This window comes from Deltaproteobacteria bacterium (assembly GCA_020848905.1).
Classification (GTDB): Bacteria; Myxococcota_A; Polyangia.
Genome location: JADLHG010000048.1, coordinates 1 through 13,356, shown reverse-complemented (window position 1 = coordinate 13,356; position 13,356 = coordinate 1). Strand labels below are relative to the sequence as shown.

Genomic DNA, 13,356 nt, shown 5'->3' with positions numbered 1-13,356 from the left:
CGCATCGCCTCGGGAGCCCGGGGCCGGAGAGTCAGGGTGACCCGACGCACCACCGAAGCAGCCCCGCTCCGGGCCACCGTGGCCCTCGACCACTGCGCGAGCGCACGAGCCCTGGCGACGCGGGCCGCAGATCCACGCTGGCATGGCGATTGCTGCCGTTATTCAGTGGGTGCTCCTGGATCCCGGGACCTGTGGTCCGACGAGGGAGCCATGCGAAGTCGCGCGACAGATCGCCTGCATCGTGGCCACCGCGCCCGCGCGTTGGCGAGCGTCGTCGTAGCCGCGAGCCTGGGCTTGCTCGTCGGAATACCCGCTGCGTGGGGCCAGGGCGCGATTCTCCCCCCGGATGCGGCGACCGCCCCCGAAGCCGGGCCTCGGGACGGAGGCTCGCTCCGCCCGCTGCCGGTTCCGGACCAGCTCGCATCGAGCATCGCGCCGCTCGTCCCGGGAGACCACGTGGTGAGCGCCCCACCGTCGGGCTGTGACGTGGAGACGGGGTGCGGCGGCTCCGGCGCGCTCGCGGGGCTGCTCCTCGTGGCCGCGGTGGTGCTGGTATCGCGTCGCCGGCCTTCCGACTCGATGCCGCGCGTGCCTTCGCTGGAGACCAAGGACCCGAACGCAAGGCGGCATCCAATGACGGAGGAACACCGCCAGCTCGACGCGCAGGTCGTGCCGATCGCGCGTCTCGTCGCCGCGCCTCCCCGCAGGCCCGCCGACGCCCGCGAGAGGAAGGCCTGGGCGCGCGACCTGGCGAGCGCGCTCGAGGGACTCGCGCGAGCCCTCACGCTGCACTTCGAGCGGGAGGAGCAGGGAGGGTTTCTGGCCGACGTGGTGGAACGGCATCCGAACCTGAGCCGCTCGGTCGCCGCGCTGCGCGACGAACACATCGTGATTCGAACCGAGCTCGCGGAGCTCGTCGCGCTCCTGGCCTCCGGCGAGACCCCGCCCGAGGTGGTGCGTGCGAAGACCACGCAGACGCTCCGTCGCCTGGCGAACCACGAGCTGGCCGAGGACGACGTCTTTCAGGAGGACTACTTCGACCGCCGGCAACACTACGCGGGCGAGGCCAACCATCAAAACGGCCGGTCGTGAAGGAGCAGGACACCGTGAAGGAGACCCCCATGGCAGCCCTCGAGCGCATCCTGGTCCCGGTCGATCTCTCCGCCTGTTCGATGCGCGCGCTGAACTACGCGCTCTGGCTGGCGGGGGAACACGGCGCGCAGCTCGACGTGCTCTACGTCTGGCACTCGAGCGTGGCCGCGACGCCTTCCCCGTTTCGCACCGACGCGATCTCGTTCGGCGAGGCCGCGCTGGACTACAACATCGGCGAGGCGCGGCTCGAGCTCGAGACCTTCCTCTCGGGGATCGAGACCGACCGCAAGCCCATGCGGCGCGCCGACGTGGTCGAGGGAGGTCCCCTCGACGCGATCCTGGAGCGCGCGAAGAGCGGCGCGTACGACCTGATCGTGATGGGCACCCACGGACGAACGGGCCTCGCGCGCGTCACGCTCGGCAGCGTCGCGGAGCGCGTGGTCCGGCAGGCTCCCTGCCCCGTGCTCACCGTCGGAGGCAGCAACGCGGAGAAGGAGTGGGAGAAGAAGAAGTAGCTCAGATAGCCGGCGAGGGATCCCCCGCAGGGCTGCTCGCGCGCTTCTCCTCCAGCGCCTTGCCCGCCCAGTCCACGAGGTCCCACTCCGTCAGAATGCCCACCAGATCCCCGCGCTCGACCACGGGAAGGCAGCCAAAGTTGTTCTGGCGCATCAGCTCCACGGCAGTGGTCAGCGGCGTGTCGGGGGAGACCGTCGTCACCCCCTGCGTCATCACGTCCCCGGCGCGGATGGTGCGCTTGACGCGCTGCCGCCCGAACCACTCGTTCTCCTCCGTGCTGAAGGAGGCGGTGGTCTCGGCCAGGACGCGCAGCAGGTCCCGATGGGTGACGAGCCCCACGAGCCGGCCTTCCTGGACCACGGGAAGGTGCCGGCAGTGCGCGAGCTTCAAGATCTCCTCGGCGAGCGCCAGGTCCTGCTCCACGTCGAGCGTGACGACGTTACGCGACATGAGATCCGCCACGATCGATGGTGCCACGTTGCCCATTCCGCGTTTCCTCCCGAGGCGGCGCCACGCGCCGCGTACGGATCCTTTCGAAGCAATGCGTATGCCACGACGGACCTCGGGGGCCCCATCCCGCTACGCGCCCCCGAGCACCCCCACCGTGAGGCGCGGTGGAATGGACCTTGCTTCGTTTTCACGGTAGAGCGAGAGCCGGAGGGTGCAACCGATGTTCAAGATCGGAAAGATTCTCGTCCCCGTCGATTTCTCCGAATGCTCGCGGCACGCGCTGGAGTGGGCGCTCGACCTGGCCTCGAAGGTAGGGGCCAAAGTGCACGTCTTTCACGTCTGGGATCCCCCGAGCTACCTCCTGCCCGACGTCACGGTCTTCGTGCCCGGGCAGCCCCCCCTAACCATGAGCCAGTACGCCAAGGCGCACGCGCTGGAGGAGATGGCCGCCTTCCTGGCGAAGGTCGACCGGCCGCGCGAGGTCGCGCTGGATACCGAAGCCGTGGCAGGGGTGGCCGCCGACGAGGTGCTCAAGCTGGCCGAGCAGCAGGCCTACGACCTGATCGTCATGGGGACCCACGGTCGCACCGGAGTGCAGCGCGTCTTCCTCGGCAGCACCGCCGAGAAGGTCGTCCGCCGCGCGACCTGTCCCGTTCTGACCCTGCGCCAGCCCGAGAAATAAAACCGGCAGGGTGGGTGCCGGGTCGAAAAGGCCCCCGGCGCGCTTCCCTCCACGGATCCCTCGGGCCCTCCTGACACGAACCCTCGATACAGAGGCGGCGCGTCGGGTAAGCTCCGCCGATGTTCCGGCACACTATCGATCCGCTAGAGGCCCCGTTCCGTGGGGCCGTCTCACGCACGCTGTCTCCCATCCGCGCCACGTCGCGACGGCTCGGTTGCGTGGCCCTGCTGGCCGGGTGCGGAGCCCTCGCTCTCGCGTGCGGCGAGACTGCGCCTCCCGAAGCGCTCAACGCCACGGTGACCACCGAGGGCGTGCGCTTCGAGCTGGGCTCAGGGTGGGTCCGGCTACGCCCCCTGGCGCGCCTCGAGGGGGCCTGGCGCGGAGGTGGAAAGGACGGTCCGTGTACGGTCAGCGGTCAGCGCCTCGCCTGCCCCGTGGGCCCCGCCGGAGAGGCGAGCGTGGAGCTCGGACGCAGCGACGGCGTGCACCTGCGCTTCGTCGCGCGACAGCCGGTGACCCTCGAGGGGCTGGCGCTCGGCGGCGACGCCCGCCTCCCCGGGGCCCGCGGCTGGCTTTCGAACGGGTTTCAATCCTGGTCGCAGAGCGGCGTGCTGGCCCTCGGTCCTCCGCGCCCGGCCGCGGAGCTCGCCGAGGCGCTCGCGACCGTGGGGGATGCCGAGGTGCTGCGCCGCGGGGAGACGCACTCCTGGTGGTACACCTTCGTCGGCGGCGGCGAGCTCTCGCTCGTGGCGGGGGTCCTCTCCACGGCGCGCTTCAAGTCCTACGTCACCGTCGAGCGCGGCGCCGACGACACGCTCGCCCTGCGCCTGACGAGCGGCGGCACGGGCGAGGCGGTGCGCGTGCAGGCCGGGGACGTTCTGGAAGGAGAGGGGTGGCAGATAGGCCTGGGCCGCGACCTCCCCGCCCTCCTCGCGTCCTACGGGGCGGGGCTCCCTTCCCGCCGACGAGGGAAGCCGCGCCCCGCGCCGGCCGGGTGGAACTCCTGGTACGAGCTCTGGGCCGACGTGGACGAAGCCTCCGTGCGGAGAAACGCGCCGCGCGCCAAGGAGCTCCTCGGGCCGCTCCTGAAGCAGGGCGAGTCTCCCTTCATCGTGGTGGACGACGGCTGGCAGGAGCGCTGGGGGGACTGGACGCCGAACGCGAAGTTTCCGTCGGGGCTCGCCGGACTCGCCAAGGACCTCACCGCCGCGGGCTTTCGCATGGGCGTCTGGCTCGCGCCGCTGCTCGTGGACGAAGGGAGCAAGACCGCCCTCGAGCACCCCGAGTGGCTCCTGCCCGACGTGAGCTACGTGCACCCCCTCGGCACGCGCATGCGCATCCTCGACGTCACGCATCCCGAAGCGGCCACCCACCTGCAGTCCGTGATCATGCGCCTCGTCGGCTGGGGCTACCGGCTGCTGAAGATCGACTTCCTCTTCGCCGGCACCTACGAGGCGCGCCGCACCCGCCCGCTCACGGGGATGCAGGCCTACCAGCTCGCGCTGGACCTGATCCGCAAGGCCGCGGGTGAAGAGACGCTGCTCGTCGGCGTGGGCGCACCGCCGATAGCGGGCTTCGGTCTGCTCGACGGCTGGCGCCTCGGCAACGACATCGCGGTGCAGAACCTCGGCCCGTCGTGGTTCTTCCTCCCCAATCAGGCGCGCAGTCTGGCCGCGCGCTGGCACCTCTGCTCCGTCGTGCTCTGCGACGCGGACCCGGTCCTTCTGCGCACGCTCCCCGAGGAGCAGGTGGGCGTCGGGGGCTGGCTCGCCGCGCTCGCGGGAGGCGCGCTGTTCCTGTCGGACGACCTGAGCCAGCTCACCAAAGACCGGCTGACCCTCGGCGTGGACCCCACCCGCGCGGCGCTTGCCACCGGGGGCCTCGCCGGACGGCCCGAAGAGCTCGTCCCCGCCTCTCCCCCCCTCGCCCTCGCCAACGCGTTCGTGGATCACCTGCGGGCCCGCAACGATCACGTGCTCCCCGCCCTCTGGCGTCTCCCCGACGGACGCCGCGTGGCGCTGAACTTCACCGAGGCCCCGCTCGCCGTCGAGGGCACGACCGTACCGCCTCGCGCGGCGCGGCTGCTCGCCCGTGCGCCGCCGCCGTGACCCCCGGCACAGGCACGACGTAGTCTATCGGCCACACGCGCTCCGTGGCATGATGGAGCCCGCGCTCTGGGGGAGTCCGGATGACCTCGGCACCGATTCTTCTCGTCGAAGACAACCCCGTCACGCGCGAGGGGATCTGTTTCGCGCTCGCGGGCGCCGGCTATCAGGTGCACGAGGCCCACACCGCCGCCCAGGCGCTCGAGCTCCTCGCGCGCCAGCGCCCCGCGCTGATCATCCAGGACCTCCAGCTCCCCGACATGGACGGCTGCGAGCTCGTGCTCCGGCTTCGCGCGCTGCCCGCCGGCCGCGACGTGGCCGTGGTCGGGATCAGCGGGCTCCTCTCTCCCGAGCACGAGCAGCGGGTGGCCTCGGCCCCCTTCAGCGCGGTGCTCTTCAAGCCGCTCGACCCGCACCAGCTCCTCCGCACCGTCGAGGCCCATACGCTGCGGCCGGGAGCGGCGCTGCCCACCCCCGGACGCGAGCGCCGCATCCTCGTCGCCGACGACAACCCGATGCAGCTCGAGCTATTCCGGGCGCGCCTCTCGCAGCTCGGCTTCGTCGTCGAGCTCTGCCGCGACGGCCGCGAGGCTCTGGCCGCCGCGCGGGTCCGCGCTCCCGACGCGGTGCTCACCGACGTGCTGATGCCGGGGATGGACGGCTTTCAGCTCTGCCTGGCGCTGCGCGCCGACGACGCCCTCTCGCAGATCCCGGTGATCCTCGTCAGCTCGCACTATCTGGAGGCGCAGGACCGCGCGCTGGCCGACAAGGTCGGCGCGAGCGGCTTCGCCCTGCGCACGGCCGGCGCGGACGGGGTGGTGGCCGCGCTCCTCGAGGCGCTCGACTCCCGCGCGGCGCCGCGGCCCACGGGAGACTCGGCCGTGCTCGAGCTCGAACACCTCCAGCGCGCCGTCGCGCAGCTCGAGCGGCAGGCCACGATCAACGTGGGTCTCGTGGAGCGCTGTGCGATCCAGGGGGCCGCGCTCTCGGTCCTGAGCAGCATCGCCGAGGGCCTCGCCCGCGAGGGCAGCCTCGCGCACGCGCTCCGCGACGCTCTCCACCACTGTCTGGAGGCGGCCGGGCTCAGCGCGGCGGCGCTCTACCTCGCCGACGGGCAGCTCGCCCCCATCCCGCACCTGCAGGTCGGGTGCGAGGCCCTGGCCGGCGACGCCTGGCGCGAGGCCTTCGGCGTCCCCGAGCTCTTTCGCCGCGCGATGCAGACCCAGACGCTGCTCGTCGCTCCATCGGCGCTGGTCCCCGAGCCGCTCGGCCGGGCCTTTCTCGGGCGCGCCGGCGACGCGACCGCTGCGCTTATCGCCCCGCTCGTGGGCCAGCAGAAACCGATGGGCGCGCTCGTGCTCCTCTCCACGGTGCGCGACTTCGCGGGGACCGACTGGCGCACCTTCGCCGTGACGGTGGCCGGCCAGCTCGCCCAGGCCATGACCTTCGGCGCCACCGTGGAGCGCCTTCGCGCCTCGGAGGAGCGCTCGCGCACTCTCATGGAGAACGCCCTCGACGGGGTGTGCGTGCTGACTCTCGACGGGCGCATCCTCGAGGCCAACCGCCGCGCGGAGGAGCTCCAGGGGCTGCCACGGGCCGAGCTGGTGGGACGGTCGATCTTCTCGCTCATCGCCCCCGAGACGATGGAGAGCGCCCGCCCGGTCTTCGCCCGGCTCCTCACCGAGGGGGTGGCGCGGGTGGACGATGTGGTCCTGCTCCGGCCGGACGGCACCATCCAGCTCGTGGACATCAGCGCCTCGGTCGTCGACGTGGAGAGCGAGCGGCTGCTCTTCGTCACCTTGCGCGACGCGAGCGGCCGCGCCGAAATTCTCGATGCCCTGCGCACGAGTGAGGAGCGTTTTCGCAGCCTCGTGGATTCTCTCGACGACGTGGTCTTCACCGTCGGGCGGGACCACCGCTACACGAGCGTCTTCGGCGGCTACAGCACGGAGGCACAGACGTACGCGCCGCGCTACATTGGAAGGTCGCCCGAGGAGATCCTGGGTCCCGAGCTCGCGCGCCCTCACGACGCGGCGATCGGCCGGGCCCTCGCCGGAGAGCGGGTGATCTTCGAGTGGGACTTCCTGCACGAGGGGGCCACGCGCACCTTCCAGACCGTCGTCTCTCCCCTCCGCCAGAGCGACGGCGAGACGGTGGGGGTGGTGGGGGTGACCCGCGACCTCACCGACCAGAAGCGCGCGCAGGCCCAGCTCCTGGTCTCGGACCGGCTCGCGTCGGTGGGGATGCTGGCCGCGGGCGTGGCGCACGAGATCAATAACCCTCTCGCGTCGGTGATCGCCAACCTGGACCTCGCCGCGCGCGACCTCGCCGAGGCAGGGCGGCATAACCCCGGGGCGTCCGGGCTCACCGAGGCCGCCGACGAGCTTCGCGACGCCCGCGAGGCCGCCGACCGCGTGCGACAGATCGTGCGCGACCTGCGCATCTTCTCGCGCGGGGGCGAGGAGCACCGCGGCGCGGTGGACCTGCGCCGCATCCTCGACTCCAGCCTGCGCATGGCCTGGAACGAGATCAAGCACCGCTCGCGCCTGGTGAAGGACTACGGCGTGGCCCCGCCCGTCGAGGGGACCGAGTCCCGCCTGGGCCAGGTCTTCTTGAACCTGGTGGTGAACGCCGCGCAGTCGATCGAGGAGGGGCACGCCGAGGCGCACGAGATCCGGGTCACGACGCGCACCGATGCCGACGGACGCGCGGTGGTGGAGATCTCCGACACCGGCTCGGGGATGCCCCCGGAGGTGCTGCGCCAGCTCTTTACGCCGTTTTTCACCACCAAGCCTGTCGGCCAGGGGACGGGGCTCGGCCTCTCGATCTGCCAGCGCATCGTGAGCGGCCTGGGGGGCGAGATCTCCGTCGAGAGCGAGGTCGGCGTGGGGAGCACCTTCCGCGTGACGCTCCCCGCCGCGCGACCCGACAGCGGCGAGCAAGCCCAGGTCCGGCCGACCGTCCCCGACGCGCGGCGGCGCGGCCGCGTGCTGGTGATCGACGACGAGGAGATGATCGGTCGCACCGTGCGCCGCAATCTCTCGCGGGACCACGACGTCGTGGCGCTGACGAGCGCGCGCGAGGCGCTCGAGCGCCTGGCCACGGGAGAGCGCTTCGACGTGATCCTCTGCGACCTGATGATGCCCGAGATGACCGGGATGGAGCTCCACGACGAGCTCAAGCGCAAGAACCCCGAGCTCGCGCAGCAGATGATCTTCCTCTCGGGCGGCGCCTTCACCCCGAAGGCGAGGGCCTTCCTCGACCGGGTGCCGAACCTGCGGGTGGAGAAGCCCTTCGACCTGCAGCAGATCCGCGCCCTCGTGAACGAACGGATTCGCTGAGCGTGTCGCGAAAGACCGTCAGCGCGGCGTAGCGGGCGCGTCGGGGAGCGGAAAGATGTCCCCCCACAGGCGCGAGCCTCCGTCCACGTAGAGCGTCACGCCCGTGACGTAGCTCGCGGCCGGCGAGCCGAGAAAGACGATCGGCACCGCCACCTCGTGCGTCGTGCCGAGCCGCTTGAACGGAATGGCCTGCGCCGTGCGCGCGACGAGCTCCGGCGGATACTGGTCGAGCCCCGAGCTCTGGATGATCCCCGGCGCCACCGCGTTCACGCGGATCCCGTACTGCGACCACTCCACGGCAAGCGTCTTGGTCAGGTTGTCCACGCCGGCCCGCGCCGCCCCGGTGTGCACCATGCCGGCGAAGCCGCGATAGACGTTCGCGATGACGTTCACCACCGCGCCGCGCCGCGCCGGGATGAAGGCCTTCTGCGCCGCCTCCTGCGTGACGTACCAGGTGCCCGAGAGGTTGTTGCGGATCACCGCGTCCCAGCCCTTGCGCGAGAGCGACTCGGCCGTGGTCGGGAACTGCCCCCCCGCGTTGTTGACCAGCACGTCCAGCCGACCGAGCTCGTCGAGCGTGCGGCGGACCAGCGCCTCCACCTGCTCGGGCTCGCGGATGTCGCAGGTCAGCTCGAGGCAGAGCCCCCCCTGGTCGCGGATGGCCTGCGCCGCCACGGCCAGCCGCTCGGCCTTGCGGCTGGCGATCACCACGCGCGCCCCGAGCCGCGCCGCGAGCTCCGCCGTGGTTCGGCCGATTCCGGTCCCGCCGCCGGTAATCAGCCATACCTGTCCCGCCAGCAAGTCCGCGCAAAAAGGAATACTCGTCTGCATGCCACTCCTCCGCCTCAGAGCCGAGGTCCGCACGAGGCGCCCGGCCAAGCTCGCGCGCGGTACGGGTCACATTGACTTGCCGCGCTCCCCCGCGCCATAGTCCGGCGACGCGGTCGTTCTTAGCAAGGAGGTAAGCATGGCGCGACTACTCTCGACGACGGTTCTTCTGGGGCTGCTCGTCGGCTGCGGCAGCAAGCCGTTCATCAGCAGCGAGGCAGGCGCCGGGGGCGACGGCGGTACGGGCGACGATGCGAGCTCGATCTGGAACGACTCGGGAGGCCCTATCGGCGGCGGCACGCCCACTTGCCCCGGGAAGGAATCCAGCATCACGGGCACGGTCTTCGCGCCGAACGGCACCGACCCCGTCCCCGGGGCCACGGTCTTCATCCCGTCGCGCGTGCCCGAGCTCTTCCCTCCCGACGTGAAATGCGAGGTCTGCGGCACCTACGGCAACAGCACGAACCTCTGGTTCGGCACGAGCAAGTTCGACGGCACCTTCGAGCTGAAGAACGTCTGCCCCGGCAAGTACACGCTCGTCTTCCAGAACGGCCGCTTCCGCCGCGTGATCGAGGTGAACGTGCCGCCGAGCGGTACGCTGAAGCTGACGGTGAACGAGACCCGCCTGCCCAAGCGCACCGGCGAGGCGCACAAGGGCGACTCGATCCCCAAGATGGCCGTGGCCACCGGCGACTACGACAAGATGGAGTGCGTGCTGCGCAAGCTCGGCATCCAGGACGACCAGTTCGACCTGTACGAAGGGGCCAAGGTGCTCGTCTCGCCGACGAAGAAGCTCACCCCCTTCAAGAACCTGGTCAACAACCTGGACCTGATGAAGAAGTACGCCGTCATCTTCATCAACTGCACGGACAACACCTTCGAGGACGAGCTGAAGAAGACCGCCGTGCGCGACAACATCGAGGCCTACGTGAACGCCGGCGGCCGGCTCTACATCACCGACTGGAGCTACGACTGGATGGAGCAGATCACCGGCCTCGCCCCGTTCGTGGACTTCCAGCCCGACGACTCGGGTGAGGGCCCCGAAGGCGCGAACGCCGGCGCGCTCGGCGCCGACGGGCTGAAGGTGCAGGCCACGATCAAGGATCCGAACATGGCCCAGTGGCTGGCCCTCTTCCCGGGCACCATCACGGGGGACAAGGTGCTCGTGCAGCACTTCCTCGTGGAGTGGGTCATGATGCGCAAGCTCGGCAAGGACGTGAAGCTCTGGGTCGAGGGGGACGTGAAGTCCAAGGATGGCAAGGTCACCGGCACGCTGCCGCTCACGGTGACCTACAACTTCAAGAACTGCGGAAAGATCCTCTTCTCGTCGTATCACACCGAGGGGCGCGACTCGGAGTGGCTGCCGCCGCTCTACCCGGGGCTCCCGCCGATGCCCAATCCGAAGCCCTTCCCCGAGTACTGCTCGGCGCAGATGGAGCCGCAGGACCGCATCCTCGAGTACCTCATCTACGACATCTCGAACTGCATCAAGCCCATCGACAAGCCTGCGCCATAAGCAGCGACGACGTGTGATCCCCAAGCAAGGCGCTTCTGATTAGCGCCTTCCCGCCCCCGCCCCGTCCTCGATCGCCTCCGTGTGACGAACGCACCAGGATGGAGCGCCGCTCCACCGTGCCGCGGGCCAACCTCGCGAGAAGCGTAGCCCTCGCCGCTGGCACCTCCCTTGCTCTTCACCTCTTGCGAGGAGGTTCCCATGACCCACTTCGTTCGTTTCTGGGGCGTGCGCGGCAGCGTGCCTTGCCCGGGCCCGGCCACCGCGGAGGTCGGAGGTAACACGAGCTGCGTGGAGGTGCGCCTCGGCGGCGAGCGCATCCTGCTCGACGGCGGCACGGGGCTGCGTCAGCTCGGGCTGCGCCAGGCGGGCCTGCCGCTCGAGGCCACGCTCCTCTTCGGGCACCTGCACTGGGACCACATCCAGGGGGTTCCCTTCTGCGCGCCGCTCTATCACCCGCAGAGCCGCGTACGGCTCGTCGGGCCCCAGGGGCTCCTGCGCGCGCTCGCCACGCAGATGTCCGGCGGCCCCACCTTTCCGATCGGGCTCGAGGCGCTCTCGGCCCAGCTCGCGGTGGAGCCGATCGACGCCGGGGCACGCTTTCGCGTGGGCTCGGTGGAGATCGCGACCACCGCGCTCCGCCACCCGGGAGGCGTCATCGGCTATCGCCTGACGGCGCACGGCCGCTCGGTGGTCTACGCCTGCGACGTCGAGCACGCGGCGGAGGGCCTCGACGCGCCGCTCGTCGAGCTCGCCCGCGGGGCGGACCTCCTCGTCTACGACGCGCAGTATCTCCCCGAGGAGTACCCGGCCAAGGTCGGCTGGGGGCACAGCACCTTCGAGCGGGGAGCGGCTCTGGCGCGTGCCGCCGGTGTGGGCCAGCTCGCGCTCACGCACCACGACCCGTCACGGACCGACGCGGCGGTGGCCGAGCTCGAGGCGCGCGCGCGGGCCCTCTTTCCGCGCACCGTCGCGGCCCGCGAAGGACTGACCCTCCGCCTCGACGCGGACGAAGGGCTCGCCCTCGCCCCGGCCGGCGATCCCGGCTACGATGGACCCACCCTCGAGCGCTGACGCGACCCCGCATGGCCCAGCCCCCCGACACCCCCTCGGTCCTGCACTCGGTCGCGGAGCTCCTCCCGCGCCAGGTAACGACGAACCAGCTCGTGAAGGCCATGGTGGACCGCATCGTCGAGGAGCTCGCGTGCGAGCGCGGCACGCTCTACCTGGTAGACGCGCTCAGCGGCGAGCTCTGCAGCCGCGTGGCGCACCTGCCCGAGCTGAAGGAGATTCGCCTGGCGCGCGGCCGCGGCGTGGCCGGTCACGTGGCCGAGACCGGCGAGACGGTCCGCGTCGAGGACGTGACCCGCGACGCGCACTTCTTCCGCGGCATCGACGCCAGCACGGGCTACACCACGCGCAACATGCTGGTCGTCCCCGTGCGCGACGAGGAGGGGGGGATCCGCGGCGTGCTCCAGCTCCTCAACCACCGCGACGGCCCCTTCTCCGCCGCCGACGAGGAGCGACTCGCGGCCCTCGCGCGTCAGGTCTCGGACGCGCTGCAGCTCACCTCCATGCGTCCCTGCGGCGACCGCGCGCGCGGCGTGCTCGTGGACGGCCCGTTCAACCACATCGTCGGCGAGTCGAAGGGGATGCAGCTCCTCTACGACCGCATCCTGGCCGCCTCCACCACCGACGCCACGGTGCTCCTGCGCGGCGAGAGCGGCACCGGCAAGACGCTCGTGGCGCGCGCGATCCACGACAACAGCGACCGCCAGGGCGGGCCTCTCGTGCACGTGGACTGCACCACGCTCCCCGCCGGCCTCATCGAGAGCGAGCTCTTCGGCCACGAGCGCGGCGCCTTCACCGGCGCCGACCGCCGCGTCGAGGGAAAGGTCGAGCTGGCCGACGGCGGGACGCTCTTTCTCGACGAGATCGGGGACCTCCCGCTCGCGCTCCAGGGCAAGCTGCTGCGCTTTCTGCAGGAGCGCGCGTTCGAGCGCCTCGGCGGTCGCCAGACCCTGCGCGCCGACGTGCGCGTCGTCTCTGCCACCAACGCCGACCTCGAGGCCCAGCTCGCCGCCGGTCGTTTCCGCCGCGACCTCTACTACCGCGTGCGCGTGGTCGAGCTCGTCATCCCTCCGCTGCGCGACCGCGGCCCGCGCGACATCCAGCGCCTCGCCGAGCACTTCCTCGACGTCTACGCGCGCCGCCACCGGCGCAAGCTCCGCGGCTTCTCCCCGCAGACCCTGGCGCGGCTCCAGCAGCACTCCTGGCCCGGCAACGTGCGCGAGCTCGAGCACTGCATCGAGAGCGCCGTGGTCCTCTCCCGCGCGACCGAGCTCATCGAGCCCGAGCACCTCTCGCTCCCCGGTGGTCACGCCCCCCAGAGCGCCGAGACCGGCTATCCCCCCGGGACCCCGCTCGCCGAGGTCGAGCGCGAGCACATCCGCCGCACTCTCGCCTCTTGCGACGGCAATCGCACCGAGGCCGCGCGCCTGCTCGGCATCGGCCGCAACACGCTCGCGCGGAAGCTGAAGGAGCTCGGGGAGGGGTAGAGGAGGGGGGCGGCGGCAGCAAGCAGGTCCGGCTCGCAGATTTTGCGCGGCGGGCGATGTCACTTACAATGTTACTTTTCCAAAGGGGCGACTCAATCATGCAAGACACTTGCTGGACGCACCGAGCGCGCCTCGGGCTCCTCCCCCTCTCTGCCAACGTGAGTGAGACAGTCGGCGCATCCGGAATTACCCTTGAGGGCGAGAGTGGCTGCTGAGAGATGGCCCGGGCAGAGAAGAAGACCATGAGTCGAACACCACGGCTCCGCGCTGT

10 protein-coding genes are annotated in these 13,356 nt (G+C 71.1%); 8 read left to right on the top strand and 2 right to left on the bottom strand.

The window, feature by feature from the left end:
• Positions 1-210: 210 nt before the first annotated feature.
• Positions 211-1,092, top strand: a complete 882-nt coding sequence (locus IT371_22130) for a hemerythrin domain-containing protein (protein MCC6750379.1) — start codon at positions 211-213, stop codon at positions 1,090-1,092.
• Between the two features lie 29 nt (positions 1,093-1,121).
• A complete protein-coding gene (locus IT371_22125; protein ID MCC6750378.1) occupies positions 1,122-1,607 on the top strand; it encodes a universal stress protein in 486 nt (161 codons plus the stop codon).
• 1 nt (position 1,608) lies between these two features.
• Here the strand turns inward: IT371_22125 and IT371_22120 are convergent, their stop codons facing one another.
• Entirely contained in the window at positions 1,609-2,058 is a 450-nt protein-coding gene (locus tag IT371_22120) for a CBS domain-containing protein (GenBank protein ID MCC6750377.1), read from the bottom strand.
• A gap of 220 nt (positions 2,059-2,278) precedes the next feature.
• Between IT371_22120 and IT371_22115 the strand changes: the two genes are divergently transcribed.
• The 3 genes from IT371_22115 (at position 2,279) to IT371_22105 (ending at position 8,186) form a co-directional block, all read left to right on the top strand.
• A complete protein-coding gene (locus IT371_22115) occupies positions 2,279-2,740 on the top strand; it encodes a universal stress protein (protein ID MCC6750376.1) in 462 nt (153 codons plus the stop codon).
• 218 nt (positions 2,741-2,958) lie between these two features.
• Positions 2,959-4,848, top strand: coding sequence for an alpha-galactosidase (locus tag IT371_22110; protein MCC6750375.1), 1,890 nt, complete (start codon positions 2,959-2,961; stop codon positions 4,846-4,848).
• A gap of 80 nt (positions 4,849-4,928) precedes the next feature.
• The gene (locus tag IT371_22105) at positions 4,929-8,186 is read left to right on the top strand and encodes a response regulator (protein ID MCC6750374.1); all 3,258 of its coding nucleotides are present in this window, start codon (positions 4,929-4,931) and stop codon (positions 8,184-8,186) included.
• A gap of 18 nt (positions 8,187-8,204) precedes the next feature.
• On the opposite strand, the gene IT371_22100 is transcribed toward IT371_22105, so the two are convergent.
• Positions 8,205-9,017 (bottom strand): SDR family oxidoreductase, encoded by an 813-nt coding sequence (locus tag IT371_22100; protein ID MCC6750373.1) that lies wholly within the window; start codon positions 9,015-9,017, stop codon positions 8,205-8,207.
• 136 nt (positions 9,018-9,153) lie between these two features.
• Between IT371_22100 and IT371_22095 the strand changes: the two genes are divergently transcribed.
• The 3 genes from IT371_22095 (at position 9,154) to IT371_22085 (ending at position 13,085) form a co-directional block, all read left to right on the top strand.
• Positions 9,154-10,530, top strand: coding sequence for a hypothetical protein (locus IT371_22095; protein MCC6750372.1), 1,377 nt, complete (start codon positions 9,154-9,156; stop codon positions 10,528-10,530).
• Positions 10,531-10,728: 198 nt separating this feature from the next.
• Positions 10,729-11,601: an MBL fold metallo-hydrolase gene (locus IT371_22090; protein MCC6750371.1), complete on the top strand. Its 873-nt coding sequence runs from the start codon at positions 10,729-10,731 to the stop codon at positions 11,599-11,601.
• 11 nt (positions 11,602-11,612) lie between these two features.
• Positions 11,613-13,085 carry a sigma-54-dependent Fis family transcriptional regulator gene (locus tag IT371_22085; protein MCC6750370.1) on the top strand — a complete coding sequence of 491 codons (1,473 nt, stop codon included), beginning with the start codon at positions 11,613-11,615 and terminating at the stop codon, positions 13,083-13,085.
• Positions 13,086-13,356 lie beyond the last annotated feature (271 nt).